This window comes from Sanyastnella coralliicola (assembly GCF_030845195.1).
Classification (GTDB): domain Bacteria; phylum Bacteroidota; class Bacteroidia; order Flavobacteriales_D; family Sanyastnellaceae; genus Sanyastnella; species Sanyastnella coralliicola.
In genome coordinates this window covers 1,697,051-1,719,665 of sequence record NZ_CP132543.1, presented here as the reverse complement: position 1 = coordinate 1,719,665, position 22,615 = coordinate 1,697,051, and the positions used below count along the sequence as shown (strand labels likewise).

Sequence of the window (22,615 nt, the reverse complement as noted above, 5' to 3'; positions counted from 1 at the left end):
TCTCTTGCAAGAAACAGAATTTTGAGTTCTCTCACTCAACATATCAATCACTGGAAAACCTGTCTAGTAGCGCTCGTCTTATTCGTAGCGGCAGGACAAGCGCAGGCGCAATGTGGGGCCTGTGAGTTCTTGAGCGGAAATTTGGTCACCAATGGCGACTTTCAGCAAGGAAATACAGGCTTTACAACCGATTACAATTTGGCTACGGTAAATGGTCCTTGGGGATTATTATCGTTTGAAGGGAACTATGTCATCGGTTCGAATGCGGCCAATTTCCATGATTTCTTCGCAGGGTTTGATCATACGAATCCGCCGACAGGGAATTACATGATCGTGAATGGTTCTTCATTGCCGAATACCAATGTTTGGTGTCAAACCATTGACGTTGAACCCGATACATGGTATAGCTTCTCAGCATGGGGTAGGAATGTAGATACCAACCCAAACAACACGATATACGCCCAGTTACAATTCAATATTAACGGAGTTCCTCTCGGGGCTTCTCAAACGGTGAGTGGCGGTTGGCAAGAATTCGCGGAAGACTGGTACAGTGGGGCCAATACATCGATTGATATCTGTTTGGTGAACCAACAAACCAATGGAGGGGGCAATGATTTTGGAATCGACGATATCACCTTCACAACCTGCATGCCTTACGTAGTTGAGAATATCATTGATGCTGGAAACGATATTACCATTTGCAGTGGTGAGACGGTGCAGCTTGGATCGACGGATATCGACAATTTTAGCTATGAATGGACAGGAGATGGCTTGAACGACGATGAAATCGCCAATCCTTCTGTGACTTTGGTAAACGGTGGCTCTACGCCAGTGACTTTCACTTACGACCTGGTAGCGGATACTGCTGGTTTAGGTTGTGTTCAAACAGATCAAATCACGGTCACAGTGAATCCGCTTCCGACTCCTGATTTAGGAGAGGATGTTGTGATTTGTGAAGGGGAGAGCACGGTATTAGACGTCGGGCAAGGCTGGGAGTCTGTAGAATGGAGTACCCAGGAGTCTACCAATCAAATTACTGTTGATCAACCTGGAGGTTATTCTGTGACGGTTAGTTCACTCGGTTGTGAGGCTAGCGATGATATCGCGGTAACTACGCCGTTCCTGCCGACCATTGCCCTTGGTCCTGATACTTCGATATGTGTTGATGGTGATTTTACTTTTAGCGCTAACGCGGAAGGGCTTTGGAGCACAGGGGATGTTGGCACTTCAATCACAGTGAACCAACAAGGTTGGTACTGGATGGAAGTGGAGAACCAAGGATGCACACGAAGAGATTCTGTTTTCTTAAATGTCATCGCCTACCCGCAGGTTAACTTACCTGAAGAGGTGTTCTTATGTCCGGGAGAGACGGTGACCCTGGGAGCTTCTCAACCAGGCTTATGGTCCAACGGACAGATGTCTGACTCGATCACCGTTTCTGCAGAAGGAGACTATAGCGTCATTCTCAACAACCAACAATGCTACGTCAACGATGAGACGAGCATTTTCAATCTTCAATATCCTGAAGTCGTGCTGGTGGATGACCAGATACTGTGCATGCGAGACATTGTCGATTTAGACGCCAGTGGTCCATGGAATGATTCGGTCCTATGGAATGATGGCAGTACTGAGTTCATGCGGGAGATCACGGAGAGCGGGTATTATCAAGCAATTGTATCGAACCAATGTGGCACAGATTCCGCAGAGGTGACCTTAGTATTTGAAGACTGTGACTATGCGCTCTACATTCCAAATGCCTTTACTCCTGATAACGACGGATTGAATGATGTTTGGTGTCCGGAAACGCTCAACATCGTAGAATTCGAGTTGATTCTATTCAACCGATGGGGAGAAGAGGTATGGCGTACGAATGAAACCGGCCAGTGCTGGAATGGATCATTCCAAGGTGGCGGTCATTACGTGATGGATGGGGTGTACTCTTACATCACCAAAGCCATCAGTCATAAAGGAAATGCCATCGTTCGTAAAGGAAGTGTGGTTATCTTACGATAGCCGCTAGATTTTTACTTCCTTTCGCTCATGCAAATTACTCGGAGCCTTATTGCCATTGTTGTCAGCACGCTTTTCTTGTGCGCTGCGGCCTTCTGGAATGGTTTTCCGATTCTCTATTCAGACACAGGAACTTATATCTCTAGTGGTTTCGGACTAGAAACACCCTTCGATCGTCCGATTACCTATGGAGTGCTTCTCCGAATGCTCAGCTTGAACGGTCTAACTATTTGGGGAGCCGTGATCGCTCAATCGTTGCTGGTTTCAGGGTTGGTAATTCGGCTCGTGAATTGGTTGGTTCCCTCTAAGAATGCGCCCATTTATGGTATGGTTATTCTCATCATACTTTCCTTGTTTAGTACTGTCTCTTGGTATAGTTCGCAGTTGATTGCCGATATATTCACTTCGATATCTTTCTTAGTGGTGTTGAACCTCTTTTTCGGCTTGAAAGAAGGTTGGAAACAAGCGTTATTCTACCTCTTGTTCTTTGTGTCTATTGCCACGCACATGGGGCATTTTAGTCAATTCCTTGCCTTCTTGACTCTTGTTTTGGTCGCCTTATGGCGGAATTGGATTCCATCGTATCCGTTTAAGAAACGCGTAATGTACGGGCGTCTTGGGATGCTGATTGTACTTACAGGGCTATCTATGCTTACCATGGGGTCTGCTCTGGCAAAGAGTAAGCACGCCTTCTTCATGGGCGCTATGCTCGAGAATGGGGTCTTAGAAAAACTGCTCGACGAAGAATGTGATCAAGGATTTGCCATTTGCGAGTACCGAGATGAGCTTCCCGATGAAGCTTGGCGTTTCATTTGGGACGAATCCAGTCCGTTCTATGCCATGGGTGATTTTCCGGGCACCAGAGAAGAGTTCAATGAGATCATCAATCTTTCCTTTTCGAAGCCAAAGTACCTCGCTTGGCACGTAGAAGCGAGCTTAAAAGCGACAGGACGTCAGTTGGTTTCCTTTGGTGTTGCTGATGGGAATGGTCGTTTCGAAAAGGGCAGCACGGTCTGGAATGCTATGAATGATCACCTCCCGAGAGAAATCCCAAGCTTGGAGTCGTCCAGACAATATGACAGAGAACTCTTGGTTGGAGAGGAATTTGGTGTAGTGGAAGCACTCAACAGCTTGTACGCACTTGTTGTGGTATTGAGTATTCCACTGCTCCTCTTGATTGTTTTGCAGTGGAGGAAGATTAGCCCGTCAGTAAGAAGAAGTGTAGTACTCACGCTCTTATTTGTGCTAATCAACGCGTGGGTCAATGGTACTTTCGCGAATGCCATACCAAGATTAGGAGGAAAGGTCATCTGGTTATTACCGATGATGACAATGATCGGATGCTTAGCGCTGTTGAGGACTAGAGCGGAGAGGAAAGACCTTCCGCCACCTCATGAAGCAACTTAAATTATGGAACGAGCGATTCGTTTTATGGCGCCAGTGAATAACAAAACTGCTGATCGCCTATTCAAATCTGTAGATGAACTCATCACCAAGGGAACATCACACATTCACCTACTACTTTCAACACCAGGAGGGTCTGTATTCCACGGACTATCACTACACAACTACCTTAAGGGAATTCCGGTCCCGGTATCTACCTACAACTTTGGTTCTGTAGACTCTATCGGGGTAGTGATCTATTGCGCTGGCGCAAACCGCTATGTAGTTCCACACTCACGTTTTCTCATTCACAGCGTGAAGCTCAACCTCAAAGGCGGTTTGTCAGTAGATGAAAAACAAATCGATGAGTACCTGAAGAGCGTAAAGATTGATCAACACAACATCGCCCGCGTCATGAGCGACACCACCGGAAGATCAGTAGAGTCACTAGAGTCTGATATGGTGAATCGCACAACCCTAAGTCCAGAACAAGCGGTACAATACGGCCTAGCGCACGAAATCAGACAAGAGCTCATCAAACCAGGCATGGAGATGATCACCATCGGCGAACCAGTAGATGGAGATAAGTACCAGCCGAGGGGTGTGAGATTCGGAAAGTGAGCTTTCGCTGTAGGCAGTAAGCGGTATGCTGTAGACAGTATTTAATATGGCTTAAGCCTTAGGCCATAAGCCTTACGCCTATAGCATCTTATTAAGTAGCATTTCCATCCCGCGCTCGACAACCGAGAAATGATCATCAGCTAGGAAGACGTCGTGGACTTCTTTCTTCAGCTTTTCGTGGTCTTCTGGGGTTTTGAGGAATTTGTCACGAAGCTGCATAACCGTGTTGATGCGTTCAGCATCGTTCATAGAGCGGAAGGCGTTGATCAAGTCGTTCCATGAATCGCCTGCGCGTTCGCGTACGACTTGCTTTTCTTCTACTTCTACTTCAAGGTCTGCTTGGGCTGCGATGAGCATGACGAATGCTTCGAACTCATGCTTTTCCCACGTTTCTGGTCGATCGATATTCATAGTGGCGTCTTTATAGCTGAAAGTTAGCTATTCGCTTCCAGCCAAGCATCTACGTTATTCTTGACTCTTGTCAGCAATTGGCTCTGATCAGCCTTTTCAAAACTGCTTCCTGTCACTTTTTCGAAAAGCTCAATGTATCTGTCGGATACAGAGTCCACGAAGGCATCATCCATGATTGGCTGCGTTTGTCCGTCTTGCCCCATGAAATCATTAGCCATAAGCCACTCGCGTACAAACTCTTTACTTAATTGCTTTTGCGCTTCGCCATTCGCTTGACGCTCCTCGTAACCATCTGCGTAGAAGTAGCGAGATGAATCTGGTGTGTGAATTTCATCAATTAAGTACACCTTCCCATCTTTCACTCCAAACTCATACTTCGTGTCTACGAGGATCAGTCCGTTCTTCGCTGCGATCTCTGTACCTCGAGCAAAAAGCTTGCGAGTGTAGTCTTCTAGTTGCACGTAGTACTCTTCAGCCACAATGCCTTGAGCTAGGATCTCTTCACGGCTGATGTCTTCATCGTGTCCTTCTTCTGCTTTAGTAGCAGGGGTAATGATGGGTTCTGGAAAGCGATCGTGCTCTTTCATGCCTTCAGGCATCGTCACACCACAAAGAGTGCGTTTACCCGACTTATAAGTTCTCCAAGCATGTCCTGTCAAGTAGCCGCGAATAACCATTTCCACACGGAAGGCATCGCACTTATGTCCTACGGTGACATTTGGGTCTGGACTGGCAATCTTCCAGTTGGGAACGATGTCAGAAGTTTGATCTAGGAATGAGCTGGCAAGTTGATTCAAAACTTGACCTTTAAATGGGATACCTCTCTTCAGGATAACATCGAATGCGGAGATGCGATCTGACGCTACCATTACGAGTAGATCTTCACCAATTGAATAAACGTCACGGACTTTCCCGTGATAAACTGAAGTTTGTCCTTTGAATTGAAAATCAGTAGTGTAGATACTGTTCATTCATCAATAAGTTTAAGTTCGAAACGAATGTCACCCATACGGGTTGTTTTCGTGCTGCAGCGGAGCAAACCGGGTTCGATTTCCTCAACAGCGAGCACTTGTTTGGGCTCATTTCCCATTTGAAGGATGTAGGCATTTTGACCGTCTTCGGCGACAGTCCAACTACCTGCTTTTCCATCCGGATTATTCGGTGTGTAGATAATGTAAGTCTGGTCTTCAAGGAAGGAATAGCGTGTGCTTTTTGAGAGCTCTACCATGATCTCTTGCACCTTGCTACCGGCATTGGGATCATTCACTTGGAAGTTTTGCATCTGCCATTCTCCAATGATCAGCTCTTTTTTCCCGCCACAGGCGGAAAGCAATAACACGAAAATACTGATAACGAATAGTTTACTCTTCATTGTTCTTCTTTTCGTCGTTCGCTTCTTTCTTCTCTTGCTTCTTTGCTTCACGGTAGGCCTCTCGTTCCTTCTCGTCGTGTTCGAAGGCGTTGATAACCATCGTTACCAGCTTGTGGCGAATGATATCTTCACCTCCAAGACGGATGATGGAGATGCCTTCTTTGTTGTCGAGAATCTTCACCGCGCGTAACAAACCAGAAGGCTGTTTACGTGGAAGGTCGACCTGGGATACGTCTCCAGTGATAATGAACTTGGCGCTTTGTCCCATGCGGGTCAAGAACATTTTCATCTGAGATACCGTGGCATTCTGCGCCTCATCGAGAATGACGAAGGCCTTGTCGAGCGTACGTCCACGCATGAAGGCGAGGGGAGCCACCTCAATAACGCCCTTCTCAATGTAATCGGCCACCTTTTCGTAAGGCAGCATATCTGTCAGACCGTCATACAAAGGCTGCATGTACGGGTCTAGCTTTTCTTTCAAATCTCCTGGCAGGAAACCGAGGTTCTCTCCGGCTTCAACAGCAGGACGTGTGAGGATAATTCGTCGTACTTCCTTTTCTTTCAAGGCACGAACAGCGAGCGCAACTGCGGTGTATGTCTTACCAGTACCGGCCGGACCGATCGCAAAGACCATATCATTGTCTTCAACGGCCTTTACGAGGCGTCGTTGATTGGGAGTTCTTGCCGTGACTTTGATACCTCCAGGTCCGTAAACCAGCACATCTTCGTCTTTCGCGCGGTTTTTCACCTCTTCGTTATCGGCCTGCATCAGGCGTTCAATATTTCTTTCGGTGAGTCGCTGGTACTTTTCGATATGCCACAAAACGAGCTCGAGCTTCTTTTCAAAGCGCTCAATTTCTTCGGGTGCGCCGAGCACCTTGACTTTGCTTCCTCGCGCTACAATCTTGAGTTTCGGGAAGTATGACTTAATAAGTTTGAACTTGGAATTGTTTGCTCCAAACAACACCAAAGGATCAACTAAGGGGATTGAAATTTCTTTCTCTTGGTCCAATACAGATCGTTATTAATTTTTTTGACCCTGAACTGTTCGTTTTTCGGTGGCTGCAAAGTAAGGAAAAGCCCATGGAATTTGCACCTTTGTCAGCGACGGAAAAGAAATGGCGATCCTCACATTTATATCTGATTTTGGAACTGCTGATCCATACGTAGCTATGGTCAAGGGAGCCGTGTATTCACAGTTGCCCGAAGCGAAGATCGTTGACATTAGTCACGAGGTATCGCCGTTCAACGTTACAGAAGCCGCATTTCACTTACGCCAGTCATACTCCGTTTTTCCTAGAGGAACCGTGCATTTGATCGGAGTAAATGCCGATCATTCTGCCGATACTCCACACCGAATTGCGGTATATGACGGGCACTATTTCATCGCTGCCGATGGAGGGATTTTCTCCCTTATTTTCGACAAACAGCCAGATGCCGTTTATGATATTAACGTACCATACGACAGTGATATTCTAACCTTTCCGGTGCTACACCGATTGGTCAAAGTAGCTTGTCACTTGTTGCGTGGAGGAACACCTGAAGTCATTGCCCGTCAAGCAGAGTCAGTAACCGAGGCCACGAGGCTGCGTCCAATCATTGACGGCGACAGCATTCGTGGGCATGTGGTTTACGTCGACCGCTTTGATAATCTGGTCACAGACATCTCCTCAAGCATGTTCCGTGAGGTAGGGAAGAGTCGTGATTTCACTATTCACCTTCGTACGGAACGCCACAAGATTGAAAAGATCTCTAGTCATTACAACGAGGTGCCAAACGGGGAGAAGGTGGGCTTATTCAATAGCGCAGGTGTTCTTGAGATTGGAATTGGGGGAGGCGCTCCAGAATCAGGAGGAGGTGCTGCGCAGTTATTCGGCTTGAAAAAAGGAGACTTAATCTTAGTTGTATTCCATGATCGTTCGAATCGTTAAAATGGTCTTCCGCCCAGAGGGCGTGGAAGAATTCCTAACCACCTTTGAGAAATTCAAGAGCGATATCCGAAATCAACCAGGATGCCTGCACCTTGAGTTGCTGCAGCAGAAAGACGGTAACACCTTCTTCACTTACAGCTACTGGGAATCTGAGAAAGAGCTCAACGCATACCGCGATTCAGAGACGTTCAAAACTGTCTGGCCTTTAACGAAGAAACACTTCGATGCCAAGCCTGAGGCGTGGACCACAGAGCAAATGGTTGTTCCTGGGAAGAATGAAGTGAACTGAGCACAACAAAGGGTCTTGGGAATAAATCCTAAGAATACCCGTTGAACTGTGAAAAACTGAAGAATTTGAAACCGGGTAAGCCCAGAGTTTACCTTAATTTTGCATGAACCACCTGTAATGCTTGCACTACTAAAGAAAGAGATCCGTTCCTTCCTGAGTTCACTCATCGGTTACGTTGTAATCGCCGTGTTCTTACTCTTGGTGTCTCTGTTCATGTGGATTTTCCCTGGACAATGGAACACCTTGGACGTTGGTCTATCTAACCTCGATACCCTTTTCTTTATCGCCCCTTGGGTCTTTATGTTCTTGATTCCTGCCATCACCATGCGCAGTTTCTCAGAAGAGAAAAGAACCGGAACGATTGAGTTGCTCTTAACTCGTCCGCTTAGCGATATGCAAATTGTACTTGCGAAATATTTAGGAGGCGTGATGCTGGTTTTGATCAGCCTGCTTCCAACATTGGTGTACTTCCTAACGGTTCATTTCATTGGGAATCCTGTGGGGAACGTAGATAGCGGGGGGACGTGGGGCTCTTACATCGGGCTCTTGCTGCTCGGTAGCGCCTATGTCAGTATTGGGATTTTCACTTCTGCGATTACACCAAATCAGATTGTATCCTTCTTGGTTTCAGCGCTGATTTGCTTCTTCATGTTTATCGGTTTCGAATCTCTTGGGAGCTTTGATCTATTTGGTCCACTAGACGATACAGTGATTGCTCTGGGAATGAATGATCACTATAAAAGCCTTTCTCGAGGCTTGGTGGATTCACGAGATGTGGTCTACTTCGGTATTCTGACCGCACTCTTTCTATTTGCTTCACGAACAGTTTTACAAAGCAGAAGATGGTAGAACACAAGAAGACATACCGCCGAAACGACTTGGTGCAGCTTCTGTTGAGCCTTGCCATTCTGGTAGTGATTGGTTTTGCTTCAAGCTTTGCTTTTGCTAAGATTGACTTGACCGAAGAGAAGCGTCACACACTCACGGAATCAACGGAGCAAATGCTTGGCTCGCTCGAGGAAACGGTCTACATCCGTTGTTACCTTGATGGAGATTTCCCAGCGCGTTTCAAGCGCCTACAGAAAGCGATTCGTGAACGCCTTGACGAATTCGATGATTTCGCTAACGGCAATATCGAGTACGAATTCATTGATATCTACGCATCTGAAGATGACCAGACGATTGGTGAGAACGAAGAAGCACTCTATGAACAAGGACTTCAGTTCACCCGCATCGCCTACGAAGAGAATGGTGTAAACAACTACCAGAACATCTGGCCAGGTGCAATAATGACCTATAAAGGGAAGGAGATCACTGTTCAGTTGTTCAATAGCCAGTCGCCTGAGCCAACGGATGAAATGGTGAATTCTTCGATCAACAACATCGAGTATGAGTTCGCTTCCAAGCTGCGAATGCTGATGCGCGACGATCGTCCGGCTATTGGTGTTTTAGAAGGACATGACGAGCTATTGCCAATCGAGACGGCTGATCTTGTTGAGACCTTGAAAGATGATTACGACGTCGAGCGTGTTGAGATCGGTGGCAGAGTGAACGCCTTGAGCGACAAAGTTGAAACTGCTCCAGAACGCACCAACCGTTATGATCTTCTCATCGTAGCTAAACCAGATAGCGCATTCTCAAGAGGTGATAAGATTATCCTTGATCAGTTCATCATGAACGGAGGTGCGGTGCTTTGGATGATTGACCCGATCATAACTGACCTTGATAGCCTTCGAGTAAATCAGCAAGCCCTAGCGAATACCAATGAAATGGGCTTGTACGACATGCTCTTCGACTATGGCGTTCGTATCAACCGCAACCTGATCATTGACTACCAGTGTGCTCCAATCCTTTTGGATGGAGGTCCGCTTGGGAACCAGCGCAACATGCAGCTTCAGAACTGGTATTTCGCGCCAGTGGTGATTCCTGATGCTAACGCACACCCGATTTGTACAAACTTAGATCCGATTCACTTTGACTTCACCTCTTCATTGAGCTTGGTTGGGAATAACCCTCAAGTTGAAAAGACGGTACTGCTGGCTTCCAGTGAACTTTCGCTTGAGCGCAAAGCCCCAGTAAGGGTGAATCCAGCGATTGTAGACTTTGATATTGATTATTTCCGCAACGGACCTCATGAATCATTCCCGCTAGCGGCCTTGCTAGAAGGGGAGTTCACAAGTAACTTCAAAGGGAGATTGGCTGATACACTCGTGCGTGATCCTAACTTCGCCTTCCGTGAAACAAGTTTGCCAACGCGTATGATTGTGGTTGCCGATGGTGATATCGGTCGCAACAAATTCATGCCAGTGGAAGGTGGCTTTGCACCGCTACCACTAGGATATGATCGCTACGCTCGCAAAGTAGTGTACGACAATAAAGATTTCCTTCTCAATGCAATCAACTACCTGCTGGATGATCCTGAAATGATCAGCATCCGTTCGCGTACGATTGAGCTGAGAAAGCTAGACGCTGAATCCATAAAAGACAATCGCGGCTTAATTCAAGTATTGAATGTTGCTGGTCCGCTGTTAGTTATCGCTATCGCGGGAATGGTTCTGATGTGGATGAGAAAGCGTCGTTATACTGAGAAATATGCGTAAGAACCTTCGTCTTTTATTGATACTCGTAGCCTTGACGCTAGGAGCAGGAGTGATGTGGTACATGAATGACGGGCAGTCTTCCATGTCAAAGAATGCGCTGACGGATTTCGCTATCGCGGATACCTCTCAGGTGGATAAGATCTTTATCGCTGATGTGCACGAACGCACCATTACACTGGAGCGCGACGCAGATAGCCGCTACTGGGATCTAAATGGCAAGTACAAAGCACGAAAGGATGCTGTGGACCTGCTTCTGAAGACGTTCACTCGCATTGGAGTAAAATCTACCGTGCCAGAAGCCGCACGTGATAACGTTATCCGCCTATTGTCATCTGGAGGTAAGAAGGTAGAGATCTATGAAAACGGACAGCTATCTAAAACCTACATCGTCGGGAATGCTACTCAAGATCACACGGGAACCTACATGCTTCTAGAGACTCCTGAAGACGGACGATCTTCAGAACCATTCATTACACACATGGAAGGATTCACTGGATTCTTGAGTACACGCTTCTTCACGGATGAGAATGATTGGCGATATACTGGTGTATTCGATTACCCTGAACTAGATATCAGTGAGGTGACGGTGCAACACCATGAATCTCCTGAGTTGTCTTTCACCATCAAGTATAACGGTGGAAACGATTTGAAACTCCACAGCGAGTTGCTGCAGCGCGATGTTCCCCTGTTCGACACCTTGGCCGTTAAGAATTACCTCTTGCTTTACAAGAAAGTGCACGTTGAGACCTACATGTCTCACCTGACGGAGTCTCAAGAAGATAGCTTGTTGAACACCAATCCGGCTTTCACCTTGAGCGTGCTAGAGAATTCAGGAAATCGCAAGAAGATTGACATCTACTACAAGCAGCCGATTGCTGGGACTGCTCAAGTTCCTGATGCCAATGGAAACCTTCCGAAGTGGGATGAGTCTCGTATGTATGGAGTGGTCAAAGGAAGTGAGGTGACTTTGATTCAGACATTTGTATTCAATGCCTTGCTTCGTCCGATTGGAGCATTTGCACCTAGTCCTAATTCTGGTGCTGGATACCAAGCCATTGCACCATGAAAAAGAGCTATCCAGATATCGTAGCATTGATCCTTCGACTTGGGTTCGGTGCAGCCATGCTTGTTCACGGTGTGCAAAAGGCAGAGAAACTGCTTGGAGGCTTTGATAAGATCAAATTCGCTGACCCTATTGGTATTGGTGAACCTGCCACCTTGGTTCTTGCCATCTTCACTGAGCTCATTTGCGCCATCGCATTGGTTCTAGGTTACTACACGCGTATCGCAGCCGCGTTGTTAGGGGTGACCATGATTGTAGCCATGTTCATTGTTCACGGGGGAGATCCATGGGCAAAGAAGGAGTTGGCAGCGCTCTATCTTATCGGATACCTAGCGTCGTTCTTGATGGGCGGTGGAAAGTATTCGATCACGAAGTAATCAACTGGGCGAATCGCTTCCAGCTGAATTGATCCTTTTTCTTTTGTATGCTTTCTTCTCTCGCTAGCGCGGAATCGCTTCCGTGAAACCAGCGAAGAATGGCCTCGCTCAGTGCGGTCTCATCCAAAGGTGGAACCAACATCCCTGTGGATTCGTGGTCAATGTATTCTGAGAGACCACCTACGTTCGATGCTACGATCGCTTTATTGAAGTGAAGTGCTGTAGCCGTCACACCACTTTGAGTTGCAGACTTATAGGGTAACACCACTAGGTCACATGCTGAAAACCAACGGTTGACTTCATCGTCTGGAATGAACCCATTGGAGAAGACAACTCTGTTCTTGGCCGCTTGATCAATCATTGCCTCATATTTGTCTTGATCTTCGTAGGCTTCTCCTGCAACTAATAGTTGGTATTCTGAAGGGAGTTTATTGAAGGCTTTCAACAAGACGTCAAGTCCTTTGTAAGGCCTAATCAATCCAAAGAAGAGCAGTGTTTTCTTGTCATCGTCTACACCAAGAAGCTGGGAAGCAGCGTTCCGCGCTAGCGATTCACCAAGATGAGTGTAAATTGGATGAAAAGCTTGTGTTACCGAAGCATTGGGACGCAATCGAAGAAGGTCATTCGATACACTTTCAGAAAGCGTGATGTAGCGATCACAGGCGTCGATAAAACGTCTCCCAAGTTTCTGTTGAAAGCTTCCGGCGTCATGTGGAATCGCATTGTGGAGCAATCCTAGAACCGGAGCAGTGCAACGATGTGCAACCGAAGCAAGGGCAGGAGCCAGGTAGCCGGTCCAGTAAGGAATGATGACTAAGTCGGCATTCAATGAGTTTACATGGCTCGCAGTACGTTTCCAGCTAAGCGGGTTGATGGAGTCTAAAAGTGCAGGGGTATTGGCGATTTCGCGATGGTCATCGAGGTATTGTGTTTTCCCAGGAAAGATGAGTTGAGGATACTGACGCTTGAAATTGATGGCGTGTACCTCATGTCCTTGGTCCACTAATGCACTCATCATGTGCTCGTTAAATTGAGCAATACCTCCACGGAACGGAGGGAAGACAGAAACGATCACGATCTTCACATTCCGAAGGTCGGAAATTCCAAGGATTTCCTATTCCTCGCTAGCGAAAAGAGGAAACAAAAAGCCCCAAAAGGAACACTATCTTTGTTTCAGAATATCGAATATGAAAGACGCATTTCTTATAGACGGAATCCGCACTCCAATTGGAAATTTCGGAGGAACCTTAGCACCAGTAAGAACAGATGATTTGGCGGCACACGCGATCAAAGCATTAATCGAAAGACACCCAAATCTTGATCTGGCAGCCATTGAAGATGTCATCTTAGGTTGTGCCAATCAAGCGGGAGAAGATAATCGTAATGTCGCGCGCATGGCTGGTTTGCTAGCAGGCCTTCCTTGGAGTGTTCCTGGTGAAACAGTGAACCGACTATGTAGCTCAGGATTGGCTTCAGCCATCAATGCCTCACGTGCTATTCAGTTGAACGAAGGAGATGTATTTATTGCCGGTGGTGTAGAGCACATGACGCGAGGTCCATGGGTGATCTCAAAGGTGAGCAAGCCATTCGGGCGCGATGCAGAGATGCACGATTCAAGTTTCGGATGGCGCTTCGTCAATAAGAAGATGAAGGAACTCTACGGTACCGATTCAATGGGACAAACCGCAGAGAACCTGGTTGATATCTACAAGATCAGTCGAGAAGACCAAGATACCTTCGCTTACAGATCTCAAATGAAAGCAGCGGAAGCACAGCGCAATGGACGTTTGGCTGAGGAGATTGTTGCCGTGGAGATTCCAAGAAGAAAGCAAGACCCGTTGGTGTTTGACCAAGATGAATTTATCAAGCCAAACAGCTCGATGGAGGTGCTTGGGAAGTTGAGAGCTGTATTCCGCAAAGAAGGCGGAACGGTTACAGCTGGAAATGCTAGTGGATTGAATGATGGTGCAGCTGCTTTGTTGATGGCGTCTGAAGAAGGAGTGAAGCAACACGGACTGACTCCGAAGGCACGCATTGTAAGCTCTGCCGTAGCTGGTGTTGAACCACGAATTATGGGAATTGGTCCTGTAGAGGCAACGAACAAAGCATTGAAACGTGCTGGATTGAGCTTGAATGATCTAGACATCATAGAATTGAACGAAGCCTTCGCAGCTCAGAGTTTAGCATGTATGCGTGAGCTTGGTCTTGATGATGATGATCCGCGTGTCAATCCGAATGGTGGTGCGATTGCGATCGGACATCCACTGGGAATGACCGGAGCGCGGATGTTGAATTCAGCGGCTATTGAGCTTCAGAAAACTGGCAAGCGTTATGCTTTAGTAACGATGTGTGTTGGGGTAGGACAAGGATACGCGGCCATTATTGAGCGAGTATGAGTAAGGTGAATCCAGATGCAGCGCAAAAGATCCAAGCCTACTTGGACAAACGTGATGATGCTGAGCGTGCGATAATTACTTCAATTCGTGAGGCAGCACACGATGCTGTTGCTGAGATTCAAGACGATTATAAATGGCAATGGCCTTGCCTCAATCATCACGGCTTGGTGTGCAGCTACGGCGCTCACAAGCATCATATGGTGGTTCATTTTTTCCAGGGTGCTTTGATTAACGATACTGCGGAGGTCTTGAGTGTTGGACCAAGCGGTAATGCAGCAATGCGCACATGGAAATTCACTAAAGACGATCCCCTTGACCTTGATACCTTTAAAGCGTACGTCCGTGAAGCTGCGGCGAACAATGCAGCAGGAAAAAAGGTCGACCTCACGAAGACGCGCAAACCATTGGTTATACCAGAAGCTTTCAAAAAAGTGCTGCAAAGCAACGAGGTCTGGAATACTTTCGATGGTATGAGCTATTCGAATAAGAAAGAATATGTAGAGTTCTTTACTGAAGCGAAACGTGAGGAGACGAAGGAACGCCGAATGAAAAAGGTGATTGACCTGTTGGCAAAAGGAAGCGGACTTAACGATAAGTACAAGTAATGTTTTACGAATTCAAAGGGTTCATCCCAGTTGTCCACCCATCTTCATACGTTCATCCGCTCGCCGCTGTGACGGGAAATGTCATCATCGGAAAAGACTGCTATATCGGACCAGGAGCTGCGATTCGTGGTGATTGGGGTGGTATTGTGATCAAAGATGGTTGTAATGTGCAAGAGAATTGCACAGTGCACATGTTCCCAGGCGTGACTTTAACCCTTGATGAAGGTGCGCACATAGGGCATGGAGCCATCGTACATGGAGCCAATATTGGTAAGAATGTACTCGTGGGCATGAATGCCGTGATTATGGATGAGGCAGAGATCGGCGACGGATCGATCATTGGCGCCTTGAGTTTCGTGAAAGCAAAGACAGTGGTTCCTCCTAGAAGTTTGGTCGTTGGCAACCCAGCTAAGATCATCAAGGAGGTCAGTGACGACATGCTTAACTGGAAGACAAAAGGCACCGCGCTATACCAGCAGCTCCCAGGAGATATTCAGGAGCATATGCGTGAAGTTGAGCCTCTGAGTGAAATTCCAGATGATCGTCCGTCACAAGAAAAGCTCTACGAAACCTGGGAACAACTGAAGAAGGGTGAGTAAACCTTTTCGCTTTAAGCAATTCCAAGTAAGACAAGACCGAAGCGCAATGAAAATCGGGACCGATGGATTGGTACTCGGTGCGCTAGCTCCTTGTGAAGGAGCTTTGCAGGTCTTGGAAGTAGGGACGGGGACAGGAGTGGTGAGCTTGATGCTTGCTCAGCGATTTCCTGGAATCGAGATCACGACGTTAGAGATTGATGAAGCCGCTGCCTCAGAGGCAACACAAAACGTGCAAGGATCTCCTTTCAGTGATCGTATTGAAGTCACCAACACCTCCTTTCAGTCTTTCTTGAGCGACCATCAGTTTGATCATATCGTTTCTAATCCACCTTTCTTTCAAGAGAGCCTGAGGTCTCCACGATACCAGCGTTCTTTGGCGCGTCAAGATCATGGTTTGTCGATCTTCTATCTGATGGATGGCGGAAAGCGTCTGCTTAAACCAGGAGGGAAGATGACCATCATTTGGCCATACGACCGAAAGGAAGAGTTCTTCGATACAGCGCATGATGTAGCGCTTCATCCTGAACAGATGACTCATTTGTACACCAAGCCGGATCGTGAAGCCAAACGGATCATTGTGACCTTAGGGCATAAAGAAACAGAGATGGAGACGAACCAACTCACGGTTGAAGATGCCTTTGGCGAGTATTCAGATGATTATAAGGAGCTTTTGAAAGACTTCCTTTTGATATTCTAGAAGGAGGTTACGAACCTAGAATGCGCTTTAGTTTGTCTACTTGGCTATCCCAAAGTAGCTGCGCTTCTTCTAGTTCATCCTCTTCAGCGAAATCAGTGACAATTAAGGCTGTTTCACCGGTGAGTGCATCGATCTTGATACGAAGTTCAAAGAACGACTTATCGTCGTCATCTTCTTCGGTTTCGAGCCACTTGAATTTAACGTACTCTTCACGTTTTTTAGTAAGAAGGCGGGCGTCTTCACCAGCGCCATCCCACAGAAATGTGTAGACATCTTTGCGGATGTTTACATCATCAGCGAACCATTCAGAAAGTCCGCTTGGAGTACTTAAACAATTATATAGAATGCCTTTAGAGGCGTTAATGAGGTATTCTCGTTGGAATTTTTCCTTATCCATACATAGTCCTTGTTAGGAAGTCAGGTAATATAGACATTTTCCCTTACGATACCACTCCGTTTATATAAGTCTAAAATGTGGTGTGACTTTTAAAAAATATCTATATTTGCGCCCCTGAAATGGCGAGGTAGCTCAGCTGGTTAGAGCGCAGGATTCATAATCCTGAGGTCGAGAGTTCAAGTCTCTCTCTCGCTACAATCCCCTTCTGCATAGCCCGTCAATAGCGGTTTGTAGAAGGGGTTTTTTGTGAGTTGCATAATGAGTTGTATAATTGGATTCCTTAAAAGCCCTTTGTATATTTCACTCAAGCCGCAAATGACTTGTATATGCAATCTGTTTTACGACACTTCGCATCGAATGTATCAAGACAGAGAAAGCCATTTTTCGTCAAACAGTTGTGGGTAATATGAGAATTACACAAGTATAACTAAGCCATGAGATTTTACACTTCTATGCCCAAAGGCTTAAAGCCTTACTACCAAAAGGAACTGATAGATTACAAAAGAGAGTTTGATCATGAGAACCGTGCTAAGGCATGGAACCATTTGGAGCGAGCACATATAATTGGACAAAAGTATCCTTACGCTCACAGCTACGTTCATTGGAAAATGCTACAATTCGGTTTTAAAATTAAGAACTGGAAGGAAGTAGTCGGACAGATTCCTAGACTAGTATTTGGAGGTGTCAAATCTTTCGTTGGAAAAATCCCAGTTGGTAACACGGGGGGTGCTAACGTGCCACCCTTGAAACCACTTCCTATAAATGAGGAATTGATTTCTATTTTTGAAAAAGCAGGCGTTCCGCATGAGCCTTGATTATTGAATGAATAAAACGGTTTACAAGATTTCAAAAATGGACTGCCCGTCTGAGGAAAATCTTCTTAGAATGAAACTAGAGGAGATTGAAGGAGTAACGCACTTAGATTTTGAGATTGATAATCGCTTGATGACCGTTTTTCATAAAGGACAAGTTGACGAAATAGATAAAAGTGTTTTTGAATTAAACTTAGGTGGAAAGAGAATCTCATATGAGAGAACGGATCAAATAGAGTTTGAAGACGATTCCAACCAAAGGAAGCTTCTTAAATTCGTTCTTGCCATAAATTTCGTCTTTTTTGTCATTGAGATTTGTACGGGACTGATTTCGAAATCAATAGGTCTTATCGCTGATAGTTTCGATATGCTTGCTGATAGTTTTGTGTATGGAATTAGCTTAATTGCGGTTGGCGGGACCTTTATTAAAAAAAAGCGCATTGCAAGGATTGCTGGATATTTTCAAATTTTCCTTGCGATGATCGGTTTCTTAGAAGTTTTGAGGAGGTTCTTTAGTGCTGAAACCATTCCCGACACTTCCACAATGATCATCGTATCTCTTCTCGCACTTGCCGCAAACTCAATTTGCCTTTACATTTTGCAAAAGTCGAAGAATAAAGAAGAGGCACACATTAAGGCGAGTATGATATTTACCTCAAACGATGTCATTATAAATGTGGGAGTAATCATCGCAGCAATTTTGGTTCATTGGTCAAATTCAAACAAACCTGATTTGATCGTGGGAACCATTGTTTTTGCACTCGTTATTCAAGGGGCATATCGCATCTTACTGCTAAGTAGATAGAATTGTTTTAGTCTTTGACTGATTGATCGTGTAAACAAAAAGGAACCGATCTATTAAAGCTATTTAATTTCATCCAAATTGTTACAACTTCGGTTCCTGCCCATATCAAGGCTCAAAAGCTTAATGTCGAGTAATTAGAATTTGGAATGTGAGATGTTTGATTGAGTGGACGCAGATGGGCGCAGCTTATCCCGCAGTGTTCCATGTTGTTTCACGTACTGCGTCATTTTTTCTCGGTTCTGTTTTGACATCCACTCCATCAATATATCCCCAAGTTGTAGTCATCGCCATCCTGCGGCTCGATTGATTCATTGCCTTGGTCATATGCGTCAAACAACTCTCGGTTTCTTTTAAGGTACACGAGGAGTTGGGTGCCATAGTGTTCGGCAGTTCCTTTCACCATGTTGCGCATGTTTTCAAGCCACTCGATACACGCACAGGAACATACATTTGCTTTTCGCTTTGTGGGGTCACTTTGGTTCTTTTGTATCCATATGAAAGGTGGAGCAAAATGAGTGAGTTGCCGTTGACGGGCTTTATTTTGCCCATTTAAAATTGCTCAAATACGTCTCTCTCTCGCTACAAAATAAAAAAGCCCGTTCGATTGAACGGGCTTTGTCTTTCTAGCTAATTCCGCTAGTCTTTGATAAATCGGGCAGAGCCTAGGTTTATTCCATCTCCCCAAATACGCAGTATGTAAAGTCCATTAGGCAAATCGTCAATGTCGATGACAGAAGCCTGTGTCCCGCTTTCAGCGATTTCCTTGACCACTTTTCCTTGTAGATCATAGACCTCATAGCGCAGCTGCCCGTATGGCACTGGGAAGTTCACTGTCACTTGTTGCTGAGCTGGGATGGGGCCAACTGTGAAGTTGGCGTCAGCTGGTCCGCCTATGAAACCTCCGAAGTCAACAGCATAAAAGCGGAAGTTATCGATCATCCAGCCTTCTTTCTGGGTGTCTAGGCTGTCGGATATGAAGTTAAAACGCAAGATGATAGTGTCGACTTGAGTAGAAAGCAACCCGGATGGTGCCACAGGAATATAACCCCATCCAAAGTTAGTTTGAGTCCAATCGAAACAACCAGAATAACCTCGTTCACCATTATATAGTGTATCGTCATCAGTGTACAGGTTGAAATTGGTGTACTCGAAGTCGTTCCATGGACTTACATCCCAGTATACATCGGCACTTGGTTGATCGATAATGTTTTCAAAAGTTTCTCCGCCATCATACGAGGCTTCTATGTAGCCTCCATCTGTCAATGTATCTGAGTACATTTTATGTTGAAACTCAACGAAAAAGCCATAATCGAAGTAAACGCTGGTGGTATTCAGTTCACTTGAAAGTATAAGGTCAAAAGAAGAGTGGTTATTGATCGGGTAATTGTTGATGCTGTCAGTAATCAAAGCCAGTTGTGGCGTAAAGGCAGTATCAAGTTTGATTTTATTTGGTTGAGCAATCACCCATAGATTCGAGGAGTCAGAGGGTATTAGCACATGCTCGAATGGAGTTTCAAAGGTGAATAGTGTGTCATCTTGATATTCCTCCCATTCTTGTGCGATAGAATAAAGGCTTGTCAAAACGAAAAGCCCAACAAGGTAGAGTGTTCTCATAGTTTAGGTGTTTGTTGTGAAGCTGAAGCTAGAATAGTTTCGACGCACTCACAAGGTAGGTTGAGAAGAAGCTTGCTATCTCGACCTATAGGGCTGCTTGGATGCTCAAGCTCAATAAATTAGAATAAGAGTGTGAATCCCAAAGCTATGATTAGAAAATGGCAAGTCACGATTGGAAGGGGGCAGAGGCCAGGAGATCATCTGTGCTCTCTAGTTGGTATACTGTTTTAATCTCAAGGGTAGAATCCTTCATGTCCTGACTGATTTTTTCCGCTATCACGGGAAGTCGATCCCCTGAGTTTTCCCATCGTTCTTTCGACGGCCACTGTGCATAGGCTACGAAATGGGTATCGCTTTGTTGATGGAGTCTTGAGCCGAGGCTACCTTCGAATTCGTAGATAAGCTCAGTCATTTCGCGCCAAGCCTGGCAGAATAAATCTTCTTTTCCGGGGATGACATGGAATTCATATACAACACAAAACATAATCGAAAAGATAGCGATTAGCCACGAGCCTCAATAGAGGCTATAATCTTATGGGCATTTCGAACGAAGTTGGCGGTTTCATTGGGAAGGTTCACTTCTATTGCCGCGACTAATTCATTCGAAATCTCCGGGTAGATCTTACTTAAGTTGGAGAGGATGAACATAGAGTAGTACCGTTCCGCGGTAGCACTTTTTGGATCCATTAGGCGCTCAAAACATACATCCATGACTTCACCTTGATGATCTTCAGGAATGCCTTGTTCTTTGTCTACATCATAGAGGCATTTTAGCAGATCTCTTCTGGCACCAGTAATCGTAACCTCTCGCAATTGTGCAGTTAAAAAGCCAATATGATTGACCACAGATTTGTGATCGTCATCGGCCATAGTTCGAAGGACGTAGGCAGCCTTAGCAGACGCCGGGTACTCATTTTCCGCAATGATCTCAAGAAGCTCATTCAAGTCTTCTTGACCATCTCGAATACGTTGGCTTAGCTCGCGAGCTTTCTGTTTGGCAAACCCTGTGGTCAGTGTGTCTCGCACTATCCTCGTTCTTCGCGCACGGCCTTTTCTTCCTTTGGTGTTTCAGCAGGAGGGACGTCACCTGTGGGATTGTCTTCGGCCTCTAATCGCTTCAACAATTCTCCGATTTGCTCTGCGCTCAATTGCTTTGCAATCACTCTCTTATCCTCATCAAGCAAGAAGACCTTAGGAGTTGAGAATACATCAAAAGTTGAACGGAAATTCAAGCTGAGAAGCGTAGTAATACCCGAACTGATAAGCTTGGTAGCGGAGTCAGTGGCATTGATCGCAGGGTTGTCAGATACGTGGTACCAACCATCAAGTTCCTTATCGCGAATGAACTCTACCCAAGGTTCAGTTTCAAAGTCGTTTCCAATGGCAAACACCTTTAGACCTTTATCGCTCCACTCTTCTGAGAGTTCCTGAAGCTTTGGCATCTCCTTCTTACAGTGTCCACAGGTTGATTCCCAGATGGCAATTACAGTGTACTTCGAGTCTATCTCGTAGAGGTTTACCCAGTTTGTGAGGGTTGTATCTGGCAAGATAATGTTGGGAACAGGTTCTCCGCAAACCGTGTATCTCAAGTCCTTAGCTCGGTCAAGAATCTTTGTTGTTGCTTCTTCATCAAGCCAATCAGCTTTGCCTGTGCGGTAGTAGCGATCAACCATTCCTACGAATACCTTATCCATACACATAATATTGGATGACTCAGCAGCGTAGGTAATGTGATGAGTGAAGTACTTAAACATGTCGTAGTTGTCAGCACGTTCAACCAACGCAAATGCCTCTTTCAACAACGAGTCAGGGATTTGAGGTAGCACTTTCGTCCAGTACTTATCAAGCACCCGGTGGAACATCTGGTCACGCACAAGACGTGGGTCAGAGAAATCTACGCGATCCCAATAATGATTGCGGTAGTAGTAGTACTTCCATGTCTGAGCGTCTTCCACACCTTCTGGGGCTTCAGGCACTTCAACGTCCAAGGTCATCTGCATCAGCTTGGTGAAGAGTAATTCTGGGTGCTTGGCGATGAGATCTTTCTGGTATTGCTGAACATCATCGTTCAGTTGTTTGATCTCAGCACGTGCTTGCTCTTTTTGTTTATCAGACTTCAATGAATCAGCCAACACAGCATCAAAAGGCGCACGCGCATTTCGTTTGCGTTGGATGAAATGCAAGTAATTGAAGAACTGCTCGTTCTCGTCTGACTTGTGAACTGTAAGGTTGTTGATTAGGTCGCTCGTATCTGTTTCGAGGTAGATATCTTCTTGACTGACGATGATGTCAAAGAATTTCGGTCCTGGTGCAACAACGGCGTACTTCCCACATTCCTCGAACGGCTTTCCTTGGAACTCGAAGTATCCATTGGCATCAGCCATGGTAGTATCGTTGTAGTAGAGTTTTTCGCCGTAATAATTGGCCAGGTAGACTTCCTGATTCTCGACCCCTTTGATCTTCAAGCGGATCTTATTGTCTTGTGCGTCGGCATGGATGGTAAACATACCTAAGGCAAGGATCAAGCTAAATTTCAGGATAGAATTGATCATAATCGTTGTTGGTTTGTTTCGATGACTACCTTTTGAGTGCAAAAGTTGTTCCTCAAAGGTAGGATTAACAAATATTCACCA

General features: G+C 45.7%; 26 protein-coding genes and 1 tRNA gene. 16 read left to right on the top strand and 11 right to left on the bottom strand.

What is annotated here, in order from left to right:
- Positions 1-21 precede the first annotated feature (21 nt).
- From RA156_RS07245 to RA156_RS07235, 3 genes are read left to right on the top strand one after another with little or no spacing between them, the layout of a single operon-like run.
- Positions 22-2,013 carry a T9SS type B sorting domain-containing protein gene (locus RA156_RS07245; RefSeq protein ID WP_306643900.1) on the top strand — a complete coding sequence of 664 codons (1,992 nt, stop codon included), beginning with the start codon at positions 22-24 and terminating at the stop codon, positions 2,011-2,013.
- A gap of 27 nt (positions 2,014-2,040) precedes the next feature.
- Positions 2,041-3,417 carry a hypothetical protein gene (locus RA156_RS07240; RefSeq protein WP_306643899.1) on the top strand — a complete coding sequence of 459 codons (1,377 nt, stop codon included), beginning with the start codon at positions 2,041-2,043 and terminating at the stop codon, positions 3,415-3,417.
- Positions 3,418-3,420: 3 nt separating this feature from the next.
- Complete coding sequence (locus RA156_RS07235) at positions 3,421-4,014, top strand: ClpP family protease (RefSeq protein ID WP_306643898.1); 594 nt, start codon at positions 3,421-3,423, stop codon at positions 4,012-4,014.
- 78 nt (positions 4,015-4,092) lie between these two features.
- Here the strand turns inward: RA156_RS07235 and RA156_RS07230 are convergent, their stop codons facing one another.
- Genes RA156_RS07230 through RA156_RS07215 form a run of 4 tightly spaced genes read right to left on the bottom strand, consistent with a single transcriptional unit; the run spans position 4,093 to position 6,809 of the window.
- Positions 4,093-4,425, bottom strand: a complete 333-nt coding sequence (locus tag RA156_RS07230) for a hypothetical protein (protein WP_306643897.1) — start codon at positions 4,423-4,425, stop codon at positions 4,093-4,095.
- Between the two features lie 23 nt (positions 4,426-4,448).
- Positions 4,449-5,396 (bottom strand): phosphoribosylaminoimidazolesuccinocarboxamide synthase, encoded by a 948-nt coding sequence (locus RA156_RS07225; protein ID WP_306643896.1) that lies wholly within the window; start codon positions 5,394-5,396, stop codon positions 4,449-4,451.
- Positions 5,393-5,797, bottom strand: a complete 405-nt coding sequence (locus tag RA156_RS07220) for a hypothetical protein (protein ID WP_306643895.1) — start codon at positions 5,795-5,797, stop codon at positions 5,393-5,395. Before RA156_RS07220 ends, RA156_RS07225 begins: the two co-directional genes overlap by 4 nt.
- A complete protein-coding gene (locus RA156_RS07215; protein WP_306643894.1) occupies positions 5,787-6,809 on the bottom strand; it encodes a PhoH family protein in 1,023 nt (340 codons plus the stop codon). The genes RA156_RS07220 and RA156_RS07215 overlap by 11 nt, the downstream gene beginning before the upstream one ends.
- Positions 6,810-6,915: 106 nt before the next feature.
- Here RA156_RS07215 and RA156_RS07210 point away from each other — a divergent pair, with 106 nt between their 5' ends.
- The 6 genes from RA156_RS07210 to RA156_RS07185 all read left to right on the top strand — a co-directional run bounded on the left by RA156_RS07210 (position 6,916) and on the right by RA156_RS07185 (position 12,057).
- Entirely contained in the window at positions 6,916-7,728 is an 813-nt protein-coding gene (locus RA156_RS07210) for an SAM hydrolase/SAM-dependent halogenase family protein (protein WP_306643893.1), read from the top strand.
- Positions 7,709-8,017: a putative quinol monooxygenase gene (locus RA156_RS07205; RefSeq protein ID WP_306643892.1), complete on the top strand. Its 309-nt coding sequence runs from the start codon at positions 7,709-7,711 to the stop codon at positions 8,015-8,017. The genes RA156_RS07210 and RA156_RS07205 overlap by 20 nt, the downstream gene beginning before the upstream one ends.
- 117 nt (positions 8,018-8,134) lie before the next feature.
- Positions 8,135-8,866 carry a gliding motility-associated ABC transporter permease subunit GldF gene (gldF, locus tag RA156_RS07200; protein WP_306643891.1) on the top strand — a complete coding sequence of 244 codons (732 nt, stop codon included), beginning with the start codon at positions 8,135-8,137 and terminating at the stop codon, positions 8,864-8,866.
- A complete protein-coding gene (gldG, locus tag RA156_RS07195) occupies positions 8,860-10,617 on the top strand; it encodes a gliding motility-associated ABC transporter substrate-binding protein GldG (RefSeq protein ID WP_306643890.1) in 1,758 nt (585 codons plus the stop codon). The genes gldF and gldG overlap by 7 nt, the downstream gene beginning before the upstream one ends.
- Complete coding sequence (locus RA156_RS07190; protein WP_306643889.1) at positions 10,610-11,683, top strand: hypothetical protein; 1,074 nt, start codon at positions 10,610-10,612, stop codon at positions 11,681-11,683. The genes gldG and RA156_RS07190 overlap by 8 nt, the downstream gene beginning before the upstream one ends.
- Positions 11,680-12,057, top strand: a complete 378-nt coding sequence (locus tag RA156_RS07185; RefSeq protein WP_306643888.1) for a DoxX family protein — start codon at positions 11,680-11,682, stop codon at positions 12,055-12,057. Before RA156_RS07190 ends, RA156_RS07185 begins: the two co-directional genes overlap by 4 nt.
- On the opposite strand, the gene RA156_RS07180 is transcribed toward RA156_RS07185, so the two are convergent.
- Entirely contained in the window at positions 12,047-13,141 is a 1,095-nt protein-coding gene (locus RA156_RS07180; protein WP_306643887.1) for a glycosyltransferase, read from the bottom strand. The two genes, RA156_RS07185 and RA156_RS07180, sit on opposite strands and share 11 nt — an antisense overlap.
- A 103-nt stretch (positions 13,142-13,244) precedes the next feature.
- Here RA156_RS07180 and pcaF point away from each other — a divergent pair, with 103 nt between their 5' ends.
- The 4 genes from pcaF to RA156_RS07160 are packed head-to-tail and all read left to right on the top strand — an operon-like array spanning position 13,245 to position 16,354.
- The gene (gene pcaF / locus RA156_RS07175; RefSeq protein ID WP_306643886.1) at positions 13,245-14,453 is read left to right on the top strand and encodes a 3-oxoadipyl-CoA thiolase; all 1,209 of its coding nucleotides are present in this window, start codon (positions 13,245-13,247) and stop codon (positions 14,451-14,453) included.
- Positions 14,450-15,058 carry a YdeI/OmpD-associated family protein gene (locus tag RA156_RS07170; RefSeq protein ID WP_306643885.1) on the top strand — a complete coding sequence of 203 codons (609 nt, stop codon included), beginning with the start codon at positions 14,450-14,452 and terminating at the stop codon, positions 15,056-15,058. The genes pcaF and RA156_RS07170 overlap by 4 nt, the downstream gene beginning before the upstream one ends.
- Positions 15,058-15,657: an acyltransferase gene (locus tag RA156_RS07165; RefSeq protein ID WP_306643884.1), complete on the top strand. Its 600-nt coding sequence runs from the start codon at positions 15,058-15,060 to the stop codon at positions 15,655-15,657. Before RA156_RS07170 ends, RA156_RS07165 begins: the two co-directional genes overlap by 1 nt.
- A gap of 46 nt (positions 15,658-15,703) precedes the next feature.
- Positions 15,704-16,354 carry a tRNA1(Val) (adenine(37)-N6)-methyltransferase gene (locus RA156_RS07160; RefSeq protein WP_306643883.1) on the top strand — a complete coding sequence of 217 codons (651 nt, stop codon included), beginning with the start codon at positions 15,704-15,706 and terminating at the stop codon, positions 16,352-16,354.
- A 7-nt stretch (positions 16,355-16,361) separates the two neighbouring features.
- Here the strand turns inward: RA156_RS07160 and RA156_RS07155 are convergent, their stop codons facing one another.
- On the bottom strand, positions 16,362-16,751 hold the full coding sequence (locus RA156_RS07155; RefSeq protein ID WP_306643882.1) for an START-like domain-containing protein: 390 nt from the start codon (positions 16,749-16,751) through the stop codon (positions 16,362-16,364).
- Between the two features lie 121 nt (positions 16,752-16,872).
- Between RA156_RS07155 and RA156_RS07150 the strand changes: the two genes are divergently transcribed.
- The 3 genes from RA156_RS07150 (at position 16,873) to RA156_RS07140 (ending at position 18,368) form a co-directional block, all read left to right on the top strand.
- Positions 16,873-16,946, top strand: a tRNA-Met gene (locus RA156_RS07150).
- Between the two features lie 239 nt (positions 16,947-17,185).
- Positions 17,186-17,566, top strand: coding sequence for a DUF3703 domain-containing protein (locus RA156_RS07145; protein WP_306643881.1), 381 nt, complete (start codon positions 17,186-17,188; stop codon positions 17,564-17,566).
- Positions 17,567-17,573: 7 nt separating this feature from the next.
- Positions 17,574-18,368 carry a cation efflux transmembrane domain-containing protein gene (locus RA156_RS07140; RefSeq protein WP_434064828.1) on the top strand — a complete coding sequence of 265 codons (795 nt, stop codon included), beginning with the start codon at positions 17,574-17,576 and terminating at the stop codon, positions 18,366-18,368.
- 259 nt (positions 18,369-18,627) lie between these two features.
- Here RA156_RS07140 and RA156_RS07135 read toward each other — a convergent pair whose 3' ends face one another.
- From RA156_RS07135 to RA156_RS07115, 5 genes are all read right to left on the bottom strand, one after another.
- Entirely contained in the window at positions 18,628-18,771 is a 144-nt protein-coding gene (locus RA156_RS07135; RefSeq protein ID WP_306643879.1) for a hypothetical protein, read from the bottom strand.
- A gap of 233 nt (positions 18,772-19,004) precedes the next feature.
- Entirely contained in the window at positions 19,005-19,982 is a 978-nt protein-coding gene (locus tag RA156_RS07130) for a T9SS type A sorting domain-containing protein (protein WP_306643878.1), read from the bottom strand.
- A gap of 166 nt (positions 19,983-20,148) precedes the next feature.
- On the bottom strand, positions 20,149-20,466 hold the full coding sequence (locus RA156_RS07125) for an antibiotic biosynthesis monooxygenase family protein (RefSeq protein ID WP_306643877.1): 318 nt from the start codon (positions 20,464-20,466) through the stop codon (positions 20,149-20,151).
- A gap of 17 nt (positions 20,467-20,483) precedes the next feature.
- On the bottom strand, positions 20,484-21,008 hold the full coding sequence (locus RA156_RS07120; protein ID WP_306643876.1) for a HEAT-like fold family protein: 525 nt from the start codon (positions 21,006-21,008) through the stop codon (positions 20,484-20,486).
- Positions 21,008-22,534 (bottom strand): TlpA family protein disulfide reductase, encoded by a 1,527-nt coding sequence (locus RA156_RS07115; protein ID WP_306643875.1) that lies wholly within the window; start codon positions 22,532-22,534, stop codon positions 21,008-21,010. The genes RA156_RS07120 and RA156_RS07115 overlap by 1 nt, the downstream gene beginning before the upstream one ends.
- Between the last annotated feature and the right edge of the window lie 81 nt (positions 22,535-22,615).

Bases quoted from the DNA above. Each gene is read 5' to 3' on its own strand.
- RA156_RS07240 (WP_306643899.1), top strand. From the start codon at position 2,041: ATGCAAATTACTCGGAGCCTTATTGCCATTGTTGTCAGCACGCTTTTC.
- RA156_RS07235 (WP_306643898.1), top strand. From the start codon at position 3,421: ATGGAACGAGCGATTCGTTTTATGGCGCCAGTGAATAACAAAACTGCT.
- RA156_RS07230 (WP_306643897.1), bottom strand. From the start codon at position 4,425: ATGAATATCGATCGACCAGAAACGTGGGAAAAGCATGAGTTCGAAGCA.
- RA156_RS07225 (WP_306643896.1), bottom strand. From the start codon at position 5,396: ATGAACAGTATCTACACTACTGATTTTCAATTCAAAGGACAAACTTCA.
- RA156_RS07220 (WP_306643895.1), bottom strand. From the start codon at position 5,797: ATGAAGAGTAAACTATTCGTTATCAGTATTTTCGTGTTATTGCTTTCC.
- RA156_RS07210 (WP_306643893.1), top strand. From the start codon at position 6,916: ATGGCGATCCTCACATTTATATCTGATTTTGGAACTGCTGATCCATAC.
- RA156_RS07205 (WP_306643892.1), top strand. From the start codon at position 7,709: ATGATCGTTCGAATCGTTAAAATGGTCTTCCGCCCAGAGGGCGTGGAA.
- gldF (WP_306643891.1), top strand. From the start codon at position 8,135: ATGCTTGCACTACTAAAGAAAGAGATCCGTTCCTTCCTGAGTTCACTC.
- gldG (WP_306643890.1), top strand. From the start codon at position 8,860: ATGGTAGAACACAAGAAGACATACCGCCGAAACGACTTGGTGCAGCTT.
- RA156_RS07190 (WP_306643889.1), top strand. From the start codon at position 10,610: ATGCGTAAGAACCTTCGTCTTTTATTGATACTCGTAGCCTTGACGCTA.
- RA156_RS07185 (WP_306643888.1), top strand. From the start codon at position 11,680: ATGAAAAAGAGCTATCCAGATATCGTAGCATTGATCCTTCGACTTGGG.
- pcaF (WP_306643886.1), top strand. From the start codon at position 13,245: ATGAAAGACGCATTTCTTATAGACGGAATCCGCACTCCAATTGGAAAT.
- RA156_RS07170 (WP_306643885.1), top strand. From the start codon at position 14,450: ATGAGTAAGGTGAATCCAGATGCAGCGCAAAAGATCCAAGCCTACTTG.
- RA156_RS07165 (WP_306643884.1), top strand. From the start codon at position 15,058: ATGTTTTACGAATTCAAAGGGTTCATCCCAGTTGTCCACCCATCTTCA.
- RA156_RS07160 (WP_306643883.1), top strand. From the start codon at position 15,704: ATGAAAATCGGGACCGATGGATTGGTACTCGGTGCGCTAGCTCCTTGT.
- RA156_RS07155 (WP_306643882.1), bottom strand. From the start codon at position 16,751: ATGGATAAGGAAAAATTCCAACGAGAATACCTCATTAACGCCTCTAAA.
- RA156_RS07145 (WP_306643881.1), top strand. From the start codon at position 17,186: ATGAGATTTTACACTTCTATGCCCAAAGGCTTAAAGCCTTACTACCAA.
- RA156_RS07140 (WP_434064828.1), top strand. From the start codon at position 17,574: ATGAATAAAACGGTTTACAAGATTTCAAAAATGGACTGCCCGTCTGAG.
- RA156_RS07135 (WP_306643879.1), bottom strand. From the start codon at position 18,771: ATGGTGAAAGGAACTGCCGAACACTATGGCACCCAACTCCTCGTGTAC.
- RA156_RS07130 (WP_306643878.1), bottom strand. From the start codon at position 19,982: ATGAGAACACTCTACCTTGTTGGGCTTTTCGTTTTGACAAGCCTTTAT.
- RA156_RS07125 (WP_306643877.1), bottom strand. From the start codon at position 20,466: ATGTTTTGTGTTGTATATGAATTCCATGTCATCCCCGGAAAAGAAGAT.
- RA156_RS07115 (WP_306643875.1), bottom strand. From the start codon at position 22,534: ATGATCAATTCTATCCTGAAATTTAGCTTGATCCTTGCCTTAGGTATG.